The 18,148-nt window shown below is 48.4% G+C and carries 18 protein-coding genes; 7 read left to right on the top strand and 11 right to left on the bottom strand.

All coding sequences use genetic code 11. The features are described 5' to 3' along the window. Window positions 1-92: 92 nt before the first annotated feature. The 3 genes from BBD41_RS26990 to BBD41_RS26980 form a co-directional block, all read right to left on the bottom strand. Window positions 93-788, bottom strand: a complete 696-nt coding sequence (locus BBD41_RS26990) for a response regulator transcription factor (RefSeq protein WP_099479701.1) — start codon at window positions 786-788, stop codon at window positions 93-95. Then, on the bottom strand, window positions 757-2,265 hold the full coding sequence (locus BBD41_RS26985; protein WP_099479699.1) for a sensor histidine kinase: 1,509 nt from the start codon (window positions 2,263-2,265) through the stop codon (window positions 757-759). Before BBD41_RS26985 ends, BBD41_RS26990 begins: the two co-directional genes overlap by 32 nt. A gap of 180 nt (window positions 2,266-2,445) precedes the next feature. Continuing rightward, window positions 2,446-2,928, bottom strand: coding sequence for a nucleoside deaminase (locus BBD41_RS26980; RefSeq protein WP_077566759.1), 483 nt, complete (start codon window positions 2,926-2,928; stop codon window positions 2,446-2,448). A gap of 298 nt (window positions 2,929-3,226) precedes the next feature. Here BBD41_RS26980 and BBD41_RS26975 point away from each other — a divergent pair, with 298 nt between their 5' ends. From BBD41_RS26975 to BBD41_RS26965, 4 genes are all read left to right on the top strand, one after another. Beyond that, a complete protein-coding gene (locus tag BBD41_RS26975; RefSeq protein WP_099479697.1) occupies window positions 3,227-4,108 on the top strand; it encodes a LysR family transcriptional regulator in 882 nt (293 codons plus the stop codon). Window positions 4,109-4,344: 236 nt separating this feature from the next. Then, entirely contained in the window at window positions 4,345-4,500 is a 156-nt protein-coding gene (locus BBD41_RS29870; protein WP_157929341.1) for a hypothetical protein, read from the top strand. A gap of 40 nt (window positions 4,501-4,540) precedes the next feature. Next, window positions 4,541-5,884 carry an arsenic transporter gene (locus BBD41_RS26970; protein WP_077566761.1) on the top strand — a complete coding sequence of 448 codons (1,344 nt, stop codon included), beginning with the start codon at window positions 4,541-4,543 and terminating at the stop codon, window positions 5,882-5,884. 239 nt (window positions 5,885-6,123) lie between these two features. Then, window positions 6,124-7,416, top strand: a complete 1,293-nt coding sequence (locus BBD41_RS26965; RefSeq protein ID WP_077566762.1) for a saccharopine dehydrogenase NADP-binding domain-containing protein — start codon at window positions 6,124-6,126, stop codon at window positions 7,414-7,416. A gap of 101 nt (window positions 7,417-7,517) precedes the next feature. Here BBD41_RS26965 and BBD41_RS26960 read toward each other — a convergent pair whose 3' ends face one another. Together BBD41_RS26960 and BBD41_RS26955 are read right to left on the bottom strand one after the other, a co-directional pair. Continuing rightward, the gene (locus tag BBD41_RS26960) at window positions 7,518-8,183 is read right to left on the bottom strand and encodes a DUF2642 domain-containing protein (RefSeq protein WP_077566763.1); all 666 of its coding nucleotides are present in this window, start codon (window positions 8,181-8,183) and stop codon (window positions 7,518-7,520) included. A 291-nt stretch (window positions 8,184-8,474) separates the two neighbouring features. Then, the gene (locus BBD41_RS26955) at window positions 8,475-9,284 is read right to left on the bottom strand and encodes a hypothetical protein (protein ID WP_077566764.1); all 810 of its coding nucleotides are present in this window, start codon (window positions 9,282-9,284) and stop codon (window positions 8,475-8,477) included. Between the two features lie 211 nt (window positions 9,285-9,495). On the opposite strand from BBD41_RS26955, the gene BBD41_RS26950 reads away from it, so the two are divergent. Then, on the top strand, window positions 9,496-10,542 hold the full coding sequence (locus tag BBD41_RS26950) for a CotH kinase family protein (RefSeq protein WP_099479695.1): 1,047 nt from the start codon (window positions 9,496-9,498) through the stop codon (window positions 10,540-10,542). A gap of 125 nt (window positions 10,543-10,667) precedes the next feature. Here BBD41_RS26950 and BBD41_RS26945 read toward each other — a convergent pair whose 3' ends face one another. The 3 genes from BBD41_RS26945 to BBD41_RS26935 form a co-directional block, all read right to left on the bottom strand. Continuing rightward, complete coding sequence (locus tag BBD41_RS26945; RefSeq protein ID WP_099479693.1) at window positions 10,668-11,357, bottom strand: class I SAM-dependent methyltransferase; 690 nt, start codon at window positions 11,355-11,357, stop codon at window positions 10,668-10,670. A 51-nt stretch (window positions 11,358-11,408) separates the two neighbouring features. Continuing rightward, entirely contained in the window at window positions 11,409-12,020 is a 612-nt protein-coding gene (locus tag BBD41_RS26940; protein ID WP_099479691.1) for a histidine phosphatase family protein, read from the bottom strand. Between the two features lie 564 nt (window positions 12,021-12,584). Then, window positions 12,585-13,403, bottom strand: a complete 819-nt coding sequence (locus BBD41_RS26935) for an SPL family radical SAM protein (protein WP_099479689.1) — start codon at window positions 13,401-13,403, stop codon at window positions 12,585-12,587. A 312-nt stretch (window positions 13,404-13,715) separates the two neighbouring features. Here BBD41_RS26935 and BBD41_RS26930 point away from each other — a divergent pair, with 312 nt between their 5' ends. Beyond that, entirely contained in the window at window positions 13,716-14,906 is a 1,191-nt protein-coding gene (locus BBD41_RS26930) for an oxalate decarboxylase family bicupin (protein WP_099479687.1), read from the top strand. Between the two features lie 51 nt (window positions 14,907-14,957). On the opposite strand, the gene BBD41_RS26925 is transcribed toward BBD41_RS26930, so the two are convergent. Genes BBD41_RS26925 through BBD41_RS26915 form a run of 3 tightly spaced genes read right to left on the bottom strand, consistent with a single transcriptional unit; the run spans window position 14,958 to window position 16,801 of the window. Beyond that, window positions 14,958-15,671: a 2OG-Fe(II) oxygenase gene (locus BBD41_RS26925; RefSeq protein ID WP_099479685.1), complete on the bottom strand. Its 714-nt coding sequence runs from the start codon at window positions 15,669-15,671 to the stop codon at window positions 14,958-14,960. Next, on the bottom strand, window positions 15,664-16,215 hold the full coding sequence (locus BBD41_RS26920) for a methylated-DNA--[protein]-cysteine S-methyltransferase (RefSeq protein WP_077569010.1): 552 nt from the start codon (window positions 16,213-16,215) through the stop codon (window positions 15,664-15,666). The genes BBD41_RS26925 and BBD41_RS26920 overlap by 8 nt, the downstream gene beginning before the upstream one ends. Then, window positions 16,199-16,801 (bottom strand): bifunctional transcriptional activator/DNA repair enzyme AdaA, encoded by a 603-nt coding sequence (locus tag BBD41_RS26915; protein WP_077566771.1) that lies wholly within the window; start codon window positions 16,799-16,801, stop codon window positions 16,199-16,201. The genes BBD41_RS26920 and BBD41_RS26915 overlap by 17 nt, the downstream gene beginning before the upstream one ends. Before the next feature lie 149 nt (window positions 16,802-16,950). On the opposite strand from BBD41_RS26915, the gene BBD41_RS26910 reads away from it, so the two are divergent. Beyond that, window positions 16,951-18,024: a DNA-3-methyladenine glycosylase family protein gene (locus BBD41_RS26910; protein ID WP_099479683.1), complete on the top strand. Its 1,074-nt coding sequence runs from the start codon at window positions 16,951-16,953 to the stop codon at window positions 18,022-18,024. The last annotated feature ends 124 nt before the right edge of the window (window positions 18,025-18,148 follow it).

The raw sequence follows: 18,148 nt of genomic DNA, 5'->3' as shown, positions 1-18,148 counted from the left end.
CGCCCTGCCTATAGAATAAAGGAGAAGCCTAAACACCTAAGAAACCAGGTATTAACCGTTTCGAAAATGTTTATTAACAATTTCTAAACTCGCTATACAGAAAAGCGATAGCCCGCTCCCCACACGGTTTCGATATATTGGGGATTCGAAGGATCCACCTCAATCTTCTCACGCAATCTGCGGACGTGAACCGTCACGGTTGCGATATCCCCGTTCGACTCCATGCCCCATAACCGTTCAAACAATTCATTTTTGCTAAAGACGCGATTCGGATGGCTTGCCAAAAATTCCAGCAAACTGAACTCGCGGGTCGTAAATATTACTTCCTGGTTACGGACATGGACCCGGCGGGCTGCTTTGTCAATCACTAAGCCACGAAGACGGATTTCGGATTGGGGAACCGTCCCCTGCTTACCCGTCAGCCGGACATATCGGGTCAGGTGCGCCTTGGCTCGCGCAACGAGCTCCCCGGGGCTGAACGGCTTGGTAATATAATCGTCGGCACCGAGATGAAAGGCACGGATTTTATCGATTTCTTCTTTTTTGGCGGAAACGATTAAGATGGGCACTTCCTTCGCCTGCCTGATTTGTCTGCATACATCATATCCGCTGATCCCGGGAAGCTGCAGATCGACGATGACGAGATTGTAATCGTTGTCCAGGGCAAGCCTGAGCCCTTCATTGCCGGTGTGGCATAAATCAACGAGATACCCGTTCAGCTCGAAATAGTCCCGCTCCAGCTGCGCGATCGTAACCTCATCCTCGATAATCAGAATCCGGGTTGTCATCTGTTCGTGTCCCTCCTTGGTCCATCGTTCTCTTCAACGTGAAATAAAAGCTCGTGCCGACGCCAAGCTCGCTGCTCACCCATATTGTACCCCCGTGGCCCTCGATAATCTGGCGCGCGATGGCCAGCCCGAGACCGCTGCCGCCTGTCGAGGAATTGCGCGACCGTTCGGCGCGGTAAAAGCGTTCAAATATATGCGGAATGTCCTCGGAAGAGATTCCAATCCCGTTGTCCTGTATTTCGACAGTGACCCATTCGGACGATGCTTGCACCGAAATAACAATGAGCTTGTCTTCTTTGTTCATGAAGTTCTGGGCGTTTCCAATGATATTAAGCACGGTTCGTTTTAATTTTTCCAAATCGGCGACAACCTCAATGCCCTTGCCCGGACGCTCGCCCCACTTCAGCAAGATCCCCTTCTCTTCCAATTCGTAATGCAGCTCATCCATGCAGTCGTCCAGAAAGCTCATGATGCTCACCTTCTCGAACAAGAACGGAATCTGCTTTAAGTCCAGCTTGGAGTACAAGAACAGCTCGTCCACCAGTTTGTCCAGATCCATGGTTTTGGAATAGATAATGTTAACGTACTTGTCCATCTTCTCGGGGGTATCGGCAACCCCGTCGCGAATCCCTTCGACATATCCTTTGATGTTCGTAATGGGAGTACGCAAATCATGGGAGATATTGGAAATCAGCTCTTTCCGGTTCTCTTCGTCCCGCAGACGGAGCTGCACCGATTCATACAGCCGCTTGCGCATATTCTCGAACGCCTCGTTCAGTTGACCGATTTCGTCCTTGGAGCGCAGATCGAGCGAAAATTGCAGATTCCCTTCCATTATATGCTCGGTCGAGTCACGAAGCAGGTTTAGTGGTTTGACCACACTTCGGGTAATCCACCGATATAACAGCATGTTCGCGATGACAATGATGCCGATAAGCAGCACCACGATCATCGGCAGCAGCTTTCGCGTCACTTCGCCGAAAGGACTGCGTTCGTGAATAACGTAAACGCTCCCTTTCTCTCCATCCGAATACCGAAAATCGAATTTGGCATATGCGTAAAACCGTTCGCCGATGTTGAATGTTCCGCGGATGTGATGGTTGTTCAACTCATAAGGAGGCAGGTGCCCCTCCAATTCGGGCTGGTTGAACGTATGCGATTCGAACACTTGGTTGCTCTCCCGGCGCACGTAGAGTCCGGCCTGCACCGTTTTCAGCTTGAAATCGTAAGCCTGCAGCAGCTCCTGATTCATCAGGTCATCCGGTTCATTTTTGGCAAGGTATTTCAATTCCAGGAAGATGGATTCCTCCTCCTCTGTCAGCGGGTTGAGCTTGTAATGGACTTTATAGAAATCCCGGAAGCTGTGAATATCCCCCGTCGCCGCGATTGTGAACAAACTGGCGGTCAAGGCAAACACGAGCAGACTGACAACAAGCATGCCCGTATAGGACAGCAACAATTTGATCCGAATGGACATATGCTCACCTCGCTTCGAATGGCAATGCACGGATAGCCGATGGAAGCCGTAGGCATACCGCTTGGTGCTCTGTGGAGAAACGAGAAGCCTCCTGCTTCACCTTCGAAGTGGCCGAGGAGGCTTCAATAGAATGGACATCGGCAATCTTGAACCGAGAATCATGAACATCGCATAACGGACCTACTTTTGCCTGGAATGGAACTGAAGATGGAGCTCCCGAACCTCCTGGGCCAGCTCGGGGACCGGACCGTCTATGATTGTATCGCGAATGACTTCTTGAATCGGAAGATTCCGTACACGGGATGGCGCGACTCCCATTTCCTTAAGCCACTCCGCCAGTTGTTTGGAGGAGCTTGCGTATACAATCCGGCCCAGTCCCACCCAGCCGTGCGCCGCTGCGCACATCGGGCAATGTTCGCCCGATGTATATACGGTCGCCTTCGCTCTTGCCTCGGGCGTCATGTGATTTGCCGCCCACCGCGCTAATGCAAATTCCGGGTGTTGTGTATGATCCCCGCCCGCAACATGGTTATGGTCTTCGGCAAGCACGGTTCCGTCTGCAGATACAAGCACGGAACCGAATGGTTCGTCGCCGGCCTCAAGTGCCGCCCTAGCGAGTTCAACACAGCGCTTTAGATGCTTCAGATCGATTTCATTTATCATCGATGGAATCCTCCTTATTGAAACATTAAATTAACTTAAGCGGCAGCCCTTTGACAGCGTATGACCTAACCGGGTTGAGGCCAACCGTCCAGCCGCCTCTTCCTTCTACCCCGTAATGCTAACATGAATGAATCCAAACGAAAAATATATAAAAAATATGATGAGCTTAGGTTTTACATATGCATTGTCTTACGAGAATCCGCACCAATATGCTACCATGGGAATAACCAGATCAAAAACATAGCCAAAGTCCGTATTTGCTTAGGTTTTTCATATATGAAAAGGAGTGCTTTCAAAGATGGATATCAGACAACTGCGATATTTTATCGCGATTGTGGAGGAAGGGAAAATCTCTGCTGCCGCCAAAAGGCTTCATCTTTCCCAACCCCCTCTAAGTCAACAATTGAAAGCCATGGAGGAGGAGCTCGGTTCCACATTAGTGGAGCGCAGCGGGAAGCATTTAGAGGTTACCGAGGCGGGAAAAGCGTTATATAAATATGCTTTGCAGATGAATCAGTTAATGGAAGAGGCGAAAATGGAGGTTCGGGAAGTAGGAAAAGGGGTGAACGGAAGATTATCCCTCGGCGTGAATACGTTCTCGTTTGGCGAGCTTCCGCATGTTCTTCATCAGTTCCAACGGCAATTCCCCAAGGTAACCTATAAAATTCAGCAGAACGAGTCTGCCCATCTGTGCAAATTAGTGAGGGATCGGGAGGTCGAGCTGGCGATCATTCGCCTGCCGCTGGAATTGGACGATTTCGAGGTGCTTCACCTTTATACCGAGCCCTTTTATTTCATTTCGTCGGACAAGCAGAGGCTGTTCCAACGTGACGTGTCGCTGCAGGACATTCAAAACCAGCCGCTAATTCTGCCAAGCACCCAGGGATTAGGCGTGCATTATTTGATATTGGAGGCATTTTCCCGCTTCCACCTTCACCCCCATGTTACAGGCGAATGCTCTGACATATCGCTGTTGTTGGATTTGGTTTCCTCCGGCTTTTGCGGGTCGATCGTTCCGGAAACGGTGCTCAAACGGCATAAAGGATACCCGATCCACGCTCACAAAATTTCCGGATCAGCCGAGATGTCAGCTCCGGTCGGACTCATCTGGCTAAAGAATCATTCCTTGTCCAAAATTGCACAAAACTTTGTCGATATATTGATCATGGAACACCATTAAGAGAATCAACAAGCCCGGTTGCTCACAAACGAGCAGTCGGGCTTGTTTCGTTTATCTTTTCCCCGCCAAAATGTGTGCCTCCGATATGAAATCCAATCGCGGAATATCGCAATAACAAGGCAAATCCATTAGAGCAGTGCCAGTCCTTGATACATATAAATAGAGTATATCTATCTACTAATTATGATTGGTAGGTAACTTCGCAAAAAAAATTAACCCAAGAAGGAGTGACATTTATGATCGTGCTCATCTTTATATTGCTGGCTGGATGGGGACTGTATGCTCTGCTAACGCCACCTAAACAGGTTCCCGTGGAGTCAACGAAGAGTGAAGCGGCAAAAGAACAAGTTGCTTTTATTAGTGTCGTGATTCCCGAAAAAGAGGATTCGTAAGAACCCTTGCTATTAATGAAAGAAGGGAGTGAGATATCCCATGCTCAGTCCGGCAGTAGTCACACTAACAATCGCAGCCTTTATTGTCGCAATGGTCCTTATCATATGGCGTCCAAATGGATTAAATGAAGCCATCCCGGCATCCGCAGGGGCCGCAATCGTGGTGCTTAGCGGGAGCGTATCATTGCCGGACCTCCTCACCATCGGCTCTACGATAAGCAGTGCTGCTATAACGATCATTGCAACCATCGTAATGGCCATCATATTAGAGAGTTTCGGCTTTTTTAACTGGGCGGCTGAATCCTTGGCAGCCAGAGCAAGAGGGTCGGGTACCCGGTTGTTCTGGTATGTCAATCTATTATGTTTTCTGATGACCTTGTTTTTTAACAACGATGGAAGCATTCTGATTACGACCCCTATTCTACTCATCCTGCTGAAGCAATATGGATTAAAGAACCATGAAAAAATTCCCTACCTCCTCTCAGGCGCGCTCATAGCGACTGCATCAAGCGCACCGATTGGCGTCAGCAATATCGTGAATTTAATAGCACTGGAAATCGTGGATATGGATCTGTACATGCATTCCATCATGATGTTTGTTCCCGCTACCCTCGGGCTTTTATTATTTGTGTTCCTGTTATACCTTTGTTTTCGAAAACAGCTGCCCCGCAAGCTTTATGTAAGAAGGCACGCAGGCGGCGGCATGCACCCTCTCGGCAGGACGCTGATTTCACCTGCAGATATCCACAAACGCAATAAGGTCATGCGTAATGTTCTCTTGTTTGTATTTACGGTTCGAGTAGCGCTATTTGTCGCCTCCTATTTAGGGATTCCAATCGAAATTGTAGCGATCCTCGGCTCAGTCATTCTATTGTCCTGGCGATGGGCCGTATTGAAAATAAAACCGACTGACTTATTGAAGAAAACGCCCTGGCACATTCTCATATTTGCATTCGCGATGTACGTGCTCATCTATGGGCTGCATAATATCGGTTTAACGGAATTTCTCATCCAATTCTTTGAGCCGATCGTTTCCACAGACCTCTTAAATGCAAGCTTATTAATGGGCGGCCTGCTCTCTTTACTATCGATTCTATTCAATAATCACCCCGCGCTGATGGTTGGTACCATCACACTAACCAATATGAACCTGGATCCTTTAACCCTCAAAATTTCATACCTGGCCAGTGTAATCGGAAGTGATATTGGAGCATTGCTTTTGCCGATGGGTACGCTTGCTTCGTTAATATGGCTTCACATTCTTAAACAACATCATGTCAAGATCAAATGGAAGGAATATATCAAGATCACGATATTGACCATCCCGCCCACCCTTTTATTTACGCTTGTAATCCTTGCCTTCTGGGTTCAATGGGTATACTGACGATACTGAATACAGGAACAACATTTCATAGAGAGCATGAAATTCTTGTGGAGCATAGGTTCATTATTCGATTAATGAATCATCACCACGGCATTCATGACTCTCTTTTTTTGTTCGGCATGCTTCGCATCGTACGTACATCCATCATGATTTCAAATAAAAGCATGTTGAAGGTGTTTTAGCACAGACCTTTTCCCGACTCTATGAATAATCATATTACTAGAAAGGAGTTGGTAGATTTGAAACAATCACCGATCGTCATCAGCATCCTTGGCAGCTCCGGCGGCGTCGCTAAAGCAATCCTCTCGATATTAAATAAAAGCGCTGAAGATATCCATGACCCCATTCATTCCATTATGAAGCACAGCACGCTTCATTTGATCGACCTGAAACAGAAACATCCGGATTACTATCGCGCTTTCATGCCAAGCTTGCTTAAGAATGCTGCATTGCACCAATTCGATTTGAACCAGTTGGAGTCGTTTCGCCAGCATCTGCGACAGACCGGCACCACGCATGTCATCGATGTCTCGTGGGCAGATACGGTTGAAATGCTAAAATGCTGCGAAGAAACCGGTGTGCATTATATCAATACCGCGCTTGAGAATCCCCTGGTGGATGAGAATGAAAGCCTTGCCCCATACTCGCTGTTAGAACGTTACCGGATCTTCCAGGAAGCCCGGCAATCATCGCCGCAGACCACTGCAATTATCGGTTCGGGTATGAATCCAGGAGTCGTCCAGTGGATGGCTATCAAGTTAATGAAGGAACTGCCAGACAAGCAACCGATCGCCTGTTACATTGTAGAGCATGACAGCTCGCTGTATAAAGACCCCGCCCTAATAAAAGAACGCACGATTTACTCCACCTGGTCTCCCGAATGCTTTTTGGACGAAGCGATTCTCAATTATCCGATGTTTATGAAGCATCAGTTCCCATTTACGATGCATCTTCCGGTGTATGAGTTGGAGTTCAAGGTGACCTTAGGGAACAAGCAATTCAATGGTTCATTAATGCCTCATGAAGAAGTATTGTCCCTTGGAGAAAAATTTGATATGGAGACTGGTTTTATCTACCGTGTCAGCGATTATACGATCGATTTAATCCGTTCCCAGCTTGAAGATCTCGACGTTATTTGGGAATGGGATCATCAAATTTTGGATCCATCGAATGGCGAAGTCGGAGGAGAAGATTTGGTCGGAGTCTTGCTGGTATATCCAGATAAAGAGAGGTATATGTATAATGTTCTGAGTACCGACACCATCTACCCTGTCTTCCAGATCAATGCCACTTATTTTCAGGTTGCTTGCGGCATATATGGCGCATTATGTACACTCCTGAAAGACGAAATTCCAAACGGTGTTTATTTCGTTGACGAGCTGCTTCTCCAAACCGAAAGTCAATACGGTGACTATGTATCCTACTATATGAAGGATTTTGTGACTGGGGAGAACAAGCGGACGGATGGGCTATTACTTGACCGGATGATAAAATACCCTGCCCCTTCCCAAGAAGACCCTTCTGTTGAATAATCCCCGAAATCGTTTCATCCTCTAAGCCGGCAAATAGCAGCCCCACTGCCAGACAAACTGTCAGTGGGAAGACTGCGACTTTCTTATGGTTTTTGACGGATCTACGGCAGCTGGATGGATTTAATATGATCCAAATGCAGAAAATTATCATTTCCGCCGGCAAGCACCAATTGAACGATCTTGTCATCGACCGATTTCAGTAACCCTTTTTTGTAAGGATGTTCTCCAAGATCAAACACCACGAGCTGACCCTCAAGTTTTTTCAACAGCTGGTCCATCGTTCTGGATAAAGCAACAACAGATGGCTGAACGGGGAAATGTTTTTGATCAAGGCTATAAGGTGTTGTGTTTGGAGGATAGGGTATCAAATATTTGACGTGGTTAACTGGAATATAAACCGTCTGATGCATCGGCGAGTGATATACAAAATAGTCATTCATAATACTTGTCACATAACCATGCAATGATTGAGAACCTCCCAGGTAGATCTCAGTAAAGACGCCCCTGGAATTCATCAATATTTTGCGATAGGAAATATTGGCGAGGTCTAATTTCGAATCGGGACCGCTGTCCATTGGGGGATTATCCAGCTCTTCATATAGCCTTAAATGCTGCAAATGATGGATCGGCGTATAAATATATTTCGACTTGGAATATAAAACGAGAACATCGCTTCCCATATCAATGAATTCGCCATGAAGCAATGGCTTACAACCCGAAAGCTCCAGTTCAACACGTTTGCCGATCAGTGAACGCAGTGATTCCATCTCTTCCCTCCTCTTCTAAAAATCCTAATCTTACAGCTTTCCGGCATGCATTCATGCAAAGCTTTCGGAATCACCAACACCATGCGCCTGCATATATTGTTGGTATCGAACTTTAACGTGCAGATTGCACAACTTTTTAAGCGGGATATTTAAAAACCCCCTGAATGGAGCATTGGATGACTGTGCAGCCAATGCTCATTCAGAAGTGCTCAATCGGGGGAATGCTTGTTTGTTTCACTCATGGGTGAGTCGAAGATGGCTGGTTAGGCTATGCCCCTGTCCTGCGGATTATTATTCGCCTCCGCTTCTTTGCTTGCCACTGCGATTGCGCTTACCGGATCGGTTATTCGAACGATTGCCACTGCGATTACGTTTGCCTGAGCGGTGCTTGGATTGATTGCCGCCAGTCCAATTCATCCAGTCCCCTGCCGTTTGGTTGCCCCCGGTACGGTTACCTCTGGATTGATTGCCGCCTGTCCGGTTGCCTGCGGTTTGGTTACCGCCCGTGCGGTTGCCGCGTGTCTGGTTACCACCCGAACGGTTGCCTCCCGACTGGTTACCTTGCGCTTGGTTACCGCCTGAACGGTTGCCTCCCGATTGGTTACCTTGCGCTTGATTGCCTTGAGATTGATTACCTTTGGAGCTGCTGTTTTGATTCTGATTACCGCCGGATTGGTTACTATTCCCGCCGCGGATTACGGTAATCGATTTAATATGACTTACCGGAACGTGAACGACCTCTTGCCCTTTCACCGTTAAGATCAAATAATTCTGGTTCACATCGACGATGATACCCTCGATTTTTTCCGGTCCGCCGCGGTTTACTTTCACATAGCGATAACGAAGGGCCTGCATAACACCAACGAAGTCATAGGCCCTGATCGGATTGACAATGCTCTCTCTTTCTCCACCAGATTTACCCGTATCCGTGATGCTTTTGACATGCTCGTCTTTAACATAAACGAAACCGCCGTCAGCAACTGCAACCAAGTAGTCGGATTGGGCATCCAGCAGAAGACCTTCGATTGAATCCGGTCCACCGCGATTGATCTTTACGTTTCTTCCTACCAAGTTCCCGAAACCAAACCTGTTGTAAGCCATGTCCATGCTCCTTTCAAGGATTTATATATTTCGACAGATCAAGAATGGTAAGATCTCGGGCATGATCACGAAAGCTGTCGATACCCCTCAACTGTCCATCAGGTCTGTCGGTAATATACTTATATGTTTCATGTAATAGAAAGGAACTGGTTTAATATAATCAAGCAGACAAATTCAAACGATAGTCTATCAGTTTGAAGGAGGTAGCTTCATGCCTTTGCCTGTGTATCGAGTCGTGATCAAAGACAAGGATTATGAACAGTTAAACAGCAATATCTGGTCCAATCGTTTCGTACCGGGACAGCTAGTTGTCGGCCGTAAAAAAATACCGGTACGCATTCGCTACCGGGGAGGGCATACCCGAGAATACCCGAAAAAATCCTATGAAATTAGAACCTCAAAATATACCTACCACTTTAATGCTGAATATGATGACCCTTCCTTGATTCGAAATGCGCTTTCCTTTCATTTCTTCAATTCCATTCGCGTGCCAAGCCCTTCCACCCGTCACTGCGTGCTTACGCTGAACAATGAAAATCTTGGGGTATATTTAAATATAGAGGCAGTGAAGACCCCATTTTTTCGGAAAAGGGGCATTCCTGTTCGGAGCATCATTTATGCGGTTAACGACAATGCCGATTTTACAGATAAACGTTCAATGGGCAAATCTCCCTTCTCCGGCTATAATCTTATAAAAGGCTCAGAGCGGGACCGCCTAAAACTGTCAGGCTTTATTCAGGATATTCACCAAAAAGAAGGGGCCGATCTGCAGCAATATCTTCGCAAGCACCTGGACATCGAAAATTACTTACGGTGGTTATGCGGCGCGGTATTAACGGGGAATTATGATGGTTTTGATCAGAACTATACCTTGTTTGAACACGGAAAAAGGAAAACCTATTGCATGATCCCATGGGATTATGAGGGCACTTGGGGAAGAAATTGCTATGGGAAATTAGTAGATTCAAACCTTGTGAACATACAAGGCTACAATAAACTGACGGAGAAAGTATTATCCTTTCATTCACACCGGGAAAGGTATAAGACTTTATTATCTGGGTTCCTTGAATCGGTATTTACCGTAAGACGTCAGCTGCCCCTCGTTTACAAAATGCACGATGCCATTGCAGCTGACGTCTATAAGGATCCGAATCATAAATGGAGCACGAAGGTGTTCGACGCTGAGCCGGACACCATTCGGAAATATATTGACCAGAGAAGGCAGGATATAAAGAACCAACTAGGATTATTGGACTAAACGTACCACAAGTCCAGTCGCAGCAAAAATCTTGCCTGTCAATGAAACAGCTCCCATCATAAAAAACTTGCTTTGCCTTCCTCCTGTTGCTCATCAGGGGGAGTTTTTTTTCACTTGGATTCTCCTTATAGATGCTTCCACCAAATTCCTGCGCATTCCGGAACCGTTGACCACTGATTGTCGAGAATCTTCTGCCCCAGCTCTTCGCCAAAGAAAAACTCGGTACATCGTCTCGCTTCTTCAACCTGGCTAAAGGTATAATCCATTCGGATCCACTTGTGCTGGAAGCCGTATTCCTCTTCAAGCGCTGTATAATAACTCGTCAGAAATCCGGGAGGATTCGGGGTTTCCGTCCCCGTGCCCATCGTCTCGAAAATGATGATCGTGCCATGTGGCTTCAACACACGGTGAAGCTCAGACATAACCCGTTCCAAATTTTCCGCCCAATTGTCATTGTCCGTATTGGCTAAATAGCCGATACTCCAGCCCGAAACCGCCAAATCTATCGATGTATCGTCCAGAGGCAGCTCCCTATAGTCTGCAACAATCGTAGTCCAATTACGCTCGAGCCCTTGCTCGATTAATTTTTGATCTAAGAGCTCCAGCATGGAAGCTGAATTGTCCGTGCAGATTAGCGAACTCGCGTCCTTCGCAAGAACACTTGATAATCGGCCGGTTCCCGCTCCCAGATCCAGAACCGCTAAATCTTGAAATGGCCGGATCTCCCTGATCACCTCAGATAATTCAGGCTGTTTGCTAATCATCAACTCATAGACATCCGATTGATTTTTATAAATCTGTTCATGTGTGGCCATCCATTATCACTCTTTTCTGAATTATTGTTGATAGACCTCGCTAAAAGCCCCTTACAAATGCTTCGTCGTATTCTTTTCGGTAATCTTCCATTCGTTCAAGATCTTCTCAACCGTATGTATACTTGTGTTATCAATTGGAAAGAACGGACTTTTGTTAGTCCATTCCTGCCTGTTTAAATGATAATACAAGACATTAATGACACCGCCATGAGTGACAAGCAGAACATTCGACTTCACTTCTTGACATTCAAGCTTCCTGCATAAGCTCTCGAACGCTTTGATGATCCGGTTATAAAAATGCTTCGGTGTTTCCCCTCCCGGAAAAGGAGCATCCATGTCCAGCGTATTAAAGTAAACACCAGGGTACCTGTTCTCAGCTTCTTGATTTGGCATGCCTGCTAAGTACCCATTATTCATTTCTCTCCAATCCTGCGAGTAAATGGCATCCTGGTTGAAGCTTCGTTCCATCTCCCTAGTCGTTTCAACCGCACGTGTCAGGTCACTGCTCATCATTGTGCGGATCCCATACTCATCTTGGTAACGATGCAGATACTCCCCAAGTCTCCTCGATTGGAGCACGCCTTGCTCGACTAACCCCCGTTTGCTCCATCCCCCTCGAAAGCCCTCTTCATCTGCGCCGTGTCTTACAAGAAATATCTTCATATGTCGTATCTCCATCCAAAAAATTTGTTTCGTACTATTTACGCTTCACCAGTTACCAAACGATCCGCTTTGGACTTGCGCTTGCTTATAGCTTCTTCTCGTAATAATATCCTTTCAATATGATCTGTTTGGTATTTTGGGTCACTTCGTCGTCGGCATCGAACCATATAAACAAACCCCAGTATTACTAGACAACTTGATGCCATGATCATAATTCTTATATGCTTCTTATTCATGCCCGTTCCTCCCTTTTAAGCTAATTGCTCCATAACGTCATCCAACGCAATCACCTCGCTTGCTTTCAAATCCATGCAGGCTATAACAGTCACAGGCATTCTGACTTTTAAATATATACTCTATTGGGTAATTATAACATCCAATACCTTCACTGGAATAACAAAATACAAGCCTGAGCATGCTCAACGGATTTGAATTGCTCTAACCACTTAAGACAACAACCCGCTTCAATCGCCGCATCGCAATCCGATCTGCTAATAATAAAAGCCTTCCAAGGAACCATCCCTTAGAAGGCTTAACACACATGTGCAGGTTGCTGCGATTCACTCATGGCTCGAATCCCTTCTGACTCACATACAACTGATCTTCCGGAAATACCGCGCGAAACCGATCGTATACGACCCGATAAGCGGAAGGATCGTACCATTCCTCAAGCCCAAGCTCTTTATACAGCCAGTTCACAGGGAGCTTCTTCGTGCGTTTCCCGGCGCTCCCGTCACCCATGAAATAATCGTCGATGCATACGCGATGGACAAGCGGGCGCAGGATCTCAGGGAATCTCTCCGTGCTCGGCAGCACGGGAGCAATCGCGGCTTGCGTCGGGATCCCGGCATCCCGCAGCTGTTCAAGGGTCTTCAATCTGGCCTGGATCGGCGGAGCTGAAGGCGTAAAGTGCTTTCGGATGTCCTCCCGGTCCGTCTCCACCGTCATGCTGACCCTGACCCGATCCCCTAATTGCTGCAGCAGATCAATATCCCGCCGAACCAACGGGCTGCGAGTCTGTACCAATAGAAAATCCGGCGGATCCGCGGCCATCACCTCAAGCATCATGCGAGTCACTTCCTCCTTCGCATCTGCCGGCTGGTACGGGTCGGTGCTCGAGGACATGAAGATGGTAACCGGCCCCTTCTGCTTGGCTCGACTCAGCTCCTTGCGAAGAATTTCGGCCGTTCCTTGCTTCACATCGACCCAGGAGCCCCACTCCTGCTTGCGAAATAAAGAGACCGGCATTTGCCTCACATAACAATACGAACAGGCAAAGCTGCAGCCCGTATACGGATTCAAGGTATGACTGTATCCATTCAAAAACCCGGTTCCTTTATTCAGCAATGTCTTCGGCGTTTTATACTGAATCTCCGTTTTCATAATGTAAAGGTCCCCTCCTTGTCTGTTCAGGCCAAGATCCTCTCTATCGTGAGATGGGTTTATGAGGAGCGAGTTCCTTCTATAGTATACTGAAACCTTCAGCATGGCCAGCTAGAAGCCCGATCACAGGCTTGCCGATCTTCCCTCTGAACTTGCCGTGTTAAGTGCGAAGGGGTATTCCCGCCAGGCTTCCCGCTCCATACCTGCCGTGGATTGTGGCCATCGCGGGGGGATGTTGTATTTCTAAATTCCGAAAGCTATTCATAACGTTTATTAAGTAACGATGTTGATGAATAAGGGGTGTGAGTACTATTGGGCAAAGACAACCGGGATGGATCTATACCGCAACCCGTTCGGAGCGATGGCGCGGGGTGGTGGGATTTGGGACCGCGTGACATTATGCGCGACCTGGAGAATCCGGATATGCTGGTTCCGCCTGTGACAGATGCAGGCACGCTTCCCAACCTGAAGTTTTCCTTTTCCGATACCTATATGCAGTTAAATCATGGCGGCTGGTCCCGGGAGGTAACCGTACGACAGCTCCCGATTGCAACAACGCTTGCCGGGGTGAATATGGCGTTAACTCCGGGCGGTGTGCGGGAGCTGCATTGGCATCAGTCGGCGGAATGGGCGATTGTCCTCGTTGGCAGCGCACGCATTACGGCAGTCGATCAGGACGGACGAAATTTCATAGCCGATGTTGGCGTAGGCGATCTGTGGTACTTCCCACCGGGAATCCCCCACTCCATACAAGGGTTGGAAGGTGGCTGCGAGTTTCTGCTCGTCTTCGACGACGGCAGCTTCTCCGATCTCAACACTTTATCGATTTCGGACTGGTTCGCCCATACGCCGAAAGATGTGCTGTCGGCAAATTTCGGTGTGCCCGTCAGCACGTTTGCCCAGATTCCCAAACAACAGCGATATATTTTCCAAGGAAACCTTCCCGGTCCACTTGAAAGTCAGTATGTAGAGGATCCTTATGGCACGGTACCCAAAAGCTTCACGCACCGATTGCTCGCCCAGGAGCCGATCGTAACGCCAGGCGGGACGGTACGGATCGTGGACTCCACCAATTTTCCGATTTCGACGACGATTGCCGCATCATTGCTGGAGATCAAACCGGGTGCGATGCGAGAAATGCACTGGCATCCAAACAATGATGAATGGCAGTATTATATATCGGGCACTGGCCGCATGACTGTTTTTGCGCCCAATGGCACGGCTCGCACGTTCGATTATCGTGCCGGCGACGTCGGATATGTACCATTCGCATATGGTCACTATATCCAGAATACCGGCGACCGAAGTCTGTGGGTGTTGGAAATGTTTAAGAGCAGACGCTTTGAAGATGTATCCCTGAATCAATGGATGGCGTTAACTCCTCATCAACTCATAAGGGAGAACCTTCATGTAGGACCGGAATTGATCAACGCACTGCGGAAGGAAAAAGGTTATATCGTCAAATATCCTGGTTATTCCGGCTACCCTAGAACGTCTAGTTAGCGTCGGTTCATGCTTTTTATTTCAAAAATGGTTGAACAATAAGGAATTGTCTCATCTGGCATCATGGAAAATGATCCCCAGGCTGTACCTGGTCCCTGAGGTGATCGTACTCACACCATGCCGCAGCATCGTCCGGTAAAATCCCCGGGTACCCATCACCGGCCGGTGATGGGTCGGAAATATCAGGCCTGAGCCCTGCTCCAAGGTGATAACATGCCCCCGGCTCTGCGCGCGGGGCCGCTGCTCCACCAGCAGAAATTCACCGCCCGTATAATCGTTCTCTTTTTCGTTTAATACGAACACGACCTGGAATGGAAAAAACACATCCCCGTACAAATCCTGATGCAGACAGTTATATCCGCCTTCCTCGTATTTTAATATCAACGGCGTTGAGCGACGCTGCCCCTGAGCATGGCATTCCGCCAGAAAATCATCCAGCTGTGCCGGGTACCTTTCCTCGCTTCCTAGCCTTGCCAGCCAGCGGTTGGCCGTTAGCGCCAGCCCTGGATAGAAGCCTTCCCGGAGCTGCTGCAGCAGTTCCGGGAGGGGAGCCTGATAGTATTTGTACTCACCGATCCCGAACCGGTGCCGCGCCATGTTAATCGTACTACGGAACCGCGCTTCTTCTTGATACGTGTCTATGATTGCCGTACACTCTTCGGGCTGCAGCAGCTTCCGAACCACGGCATAGCCGTGTTCATCAAGCTCCGCTTGAATCCCTTCCCAGTTCAGCCCTTCGATACGTTCAGGAAGCGTATTAGACATGCTCCACGGTCTCCATCTGCATAGCTTGCTCATGTTCACGCTCAAGCTCCAGCAGCTTGGTCTTCATCGCCAGACCTCCGCGATAGCCCGTCAAAGTACCGTTCTTGCCGATAACCCGGTGACATGGCACGGTGATCAAGAGCGGATTCGCCCCGACGGCGGCCCCAACCGCTCGAACCGCGGCAGGCTTTCCGATGGTTTGGGCGATGTCCGTATATGTGGCGGTCTTCCCATAGGGGATTTGGCACAGCGCATGCCACACTGCCATTTGAAAAGGAGTCCCCTTATAATCCATAGCCATCCCGAAGCGGTCACGCTTTCCCTGCATATATTCCTCCAGTTCTTTTACATAGGGCTTCATGATGCGGTCATCCTGCACAAGCCCCGCACCGGGATATTTAGCCCCGACCCATTCCGCCAGCTCATCAAACGTATGATCCTGTGAACCGACATAGCATAAGCCTTGCTCCGTGGCAGCAATGTACAGGCTCCAGCCAGCATGAGTCAGCCGCGTCCAGCGGATCACATCAGGATTGGATTCCATCATGATTAATTACCTCCATCATTGGATGATTTAAAGCTTGCCGACGATAGCTTAAAGGAGTCGATCCCGTCTTCTTCTTAAACAACGTCACGAAGTAAGCCGTATTCTCTATCCCGACCAACTGACCGATATCAGCGATAGGTTTAGCCGTATCCGTCAGGAGCTGCTTGGCTTTATCGACGCGCAGCTTCTGGATATATTCCGTCGGGGTCATTCCGGTAACCCGCTTGAATATGCGGTGAAGGTGATACGGACTGCCGTGGCTCACATCGGCCAGTAAATCGAGCGTTAATTGCTCGTTGTAATGTTTATCAATGTACTCCTTGACGAGCTCGATCCATTCATGGTCCGGCAGGCGCTCTCCCGTTGGCTTGCACCGTTTGCAGGGACGGAAATGCTCGGATCTTGCTTCATCCGCCGATTGGAACACCCGCACATTTTCTTTTTTTGGGGGTCTGGATTTGCAGGAAGGCCTGCAGAATATCCCGGTCGTCTCGACCGCGTAAAAAAACTTGCCGTCGCTCGCTTTATCATTTTCGATAATCGCCTTCCATTGTGCTTCGCTTGGCTCGATCCGGTTGGCCACGTTTCATTCACCTCCGCTAACATTATAACCACAGGTCCAGCTCGTTGTACGGTTTTTGGAATATAAGAGCAAGATTACAAAATAATTTGCTTCGGAAATATGGTACAACTAGTGTAATAGATATTTTGAGCGAAAGGAAACGATGCATCATGTCCCATTCCAAGCCGGCACCAGGCGGCCGAACGTCTGCACAACCTTCAGAACCAAGCGCTAACCACACATCGGGCAGTCTTTCCAATACGAAACTTCCGGCTGCTTCGAATTCCGCCGGGCTTTCCAATCAGAATCCGGTTCATCATACCGGCTGGGAGGATCATCAGCATGAACTCAAGCTGTTCGCGCCGAAGGAATTCAGCTTTAAAGAGAATTTGAAATACCTGCAGCGCTCACCGAATGAATGTCTGTTTCACGTCCGCAATGACCGGATCTATCGAGCTCTTCCCTTGAGCCATGGGGAAGATATCGTCGTAATTGAAGTACGCGAAGCCCCTCACGAACAGGCCGTGATTGTTCGTTTCCTTGGGGATTTCCTCCCTGTTGAGCCCTGTTTGCGCGCTGACGCGGCAGCGTATGTCCGCGATTGGTTCGACATGAACACCGACCTGGTGCCGTTCTATGAGATGGCATCTGCAGATCCTCTTCTGCGCGATGCCGTCCAAACCTTCTATGGGCTTCGCAACATGGGAATCCCTGATCTGTTCGAGGCGCTGTGCTGGGGCATTCTCGGTCAACAGATCAATTTGACCTATGCCTATACGTTAAAGAGGCGTTTCGTAGAAGCATTTGGCCGGCGCATCCCATGCGAGGGAGAGTCCTATTGGATTTTCCCAAGACCGGAGGATATTGCAGCGCTAAGCGTCCACGACCTCAGCGGTCTGCGGATGACGGTGAAGAAATGCGAGTACGTTCTGAACGTGGCCAAGCTCATGGCCGATGGGGCATTGACCAAGGAGAAGCTGCTTGAAGCCGGAAGCCTCAAGCAAGCGGAGAACATGCTTATCGCGATCCGCGGCATTGGTCCCTGGACAGCGAATTATGTGCTGATGCGCTGCCTTCGGATGCCGGACGCCTTTCCGATCGATGACGTGGGTCTGCATAATGCGATCAAGCATGTGATGGGCATGGAGAAGAAGCCGACGAAGGAAGAGATCCGGAAGCTGTCGGCTCGATGGGTCAATTGGGAATCCTACGCTACCTTCTATCTGTGGAGATTTCTATACTAGCTGTGCGCAAAAAAAAAAGCTGGCCCTCTCATCCCCTGCTGCAGGATGAGAGGCGTCAGCCCTTTCGCTATGATCATAATGGTTAAGTAAGATGATGCATAAGTTAAGTAATAATACCTGTGGG

Origin of the sequence: Paenibacillus ihbetae (assembly GCF_002741055.1) — a bacterium.
GTDB lineage: Bacteria > Bacillota > Bacilli > Paenibacillales > Paenibacillaceae > Paenibacillus_AQ > Paenibacillus_AQ ihbetae.
Note: the sequence above shows the minus strand (reverse complement) of the source record. Positions and strands in the feature narration are given on the sequence as shown.

What these genes read in the sequence shown, in the direction of transcription:
- BBD41_RS26935 (WP_099479689.1), bottom strand. Translation starts at nt 13,403, where the DNA reads ATGAAAACGGAGATTCAGTATAAAACGCCGAAGACATTGCTGAATAAA.
- BBD41_RS26990 (WP_099479701.1), bottom strand. Translation starts at nt 788, where the DNA reads ATGACAACCCGGATTCTGATTATCGAGGATGAGGTTACGATCGCGCAG.
- BBD41_RS26975 (WP_099479697.1), top strand. Translation starts at nt 3,227, where the DNA reads ATGGATATCAGACAACTGCGATATTTTATCGCGATTGTGGAGGAAGGG.
- BBD41_RS26985 (WP_099479699.1), bottom strand. Translation starts at nt 2,265, where the DNA reads ATGTCCATTCGGATCAAATTGTTGCTGTCCTATACGGGCATGCTTGTT.
- BBD41_RS26960 (WP_077566763.1), bottom strand. Translation starts at nt 8,183, where the DNA reads ATGGAATCACTGCGTTCACTGATCGGCAAACGTGTTGAACTGGAGCTT.
- BBD41_RS26955 (WP_077566764.1), bottom strand. Translation starts at nt 9,284, where the DNA reads ATGGCTTACAACAGGTTTGGTTTCGGGAACTTGGTAGGAAGAAACGTA.
- BBD41_RS26950 (WP_099479695.1), top strand. Translation starts at nt 9,496, where the DNA reads ATGCCTTTGCCTGTGTATCGAGTCGTGATCAAAGACAAGGATTATGAA.
- BBD41_RS26910 (WP_099479683.1), top strand. Translation starts at nt 16,951, where the DNA reads ATGTCCCATTCCAAGCCGGCACCAGGCGGCCGAACGTCTGCACAACCT.
- BBD41_RS26980 (WP_077566759.1), bottom strand. Translation starts at nt 2,928, where the DNA reads ATGATAAATGAAATCGATCTGAAGCATCTAAAGCGCTGTGTTGAACTC.
- BBD41_RS26920 (WP_077569010.1), bottom strand. Translation starts at nt 16,215, where the DNA reads ATGGAATCCAATCCTGATGTGATCCGCTGGACGCGGCTGACTCATGCT.
- BBD41_RS26940 (WP_099479691.1), bottom strand. Translation starts at nt 12,020, where the DNA reads ATGAAGATATTTCTTGTAAGACACGGCGCAGATGAAGAGGGCTTTCGA.
- BBD41_RS26945 (WP_099479693.1), bottom strand. Translation starts at nt 11,357, where the DNA reads ATGGCCACACATGAACAGATTTATAAAAATCAATCGGATGTCTATGAG.
- BBD41_RS29870 (WP_157929341.1), top strand. Translation starts at nt 4,345, where the DNA reads ATGATCGTGCTCATCTTTATATTGCTGGCTGGATGGGGACTGTATGCT.
- BBD41_RS26970 (WP_077566761.1), top strand. Translation starts at nt 4,541, where the DNA reads ATGCTCAGTCCGGCAGTAGTCACACTAACAATCGCAGCCTTTATTGTC.
- BBD41_RS26925 (WP_099479685.1), bottom strand. Translation starts at nt 15,671, where the DNA reads ATGTCTAATACGCTTCCTGAACGTATCGAAGGGCTGAACTGGGAAGGG.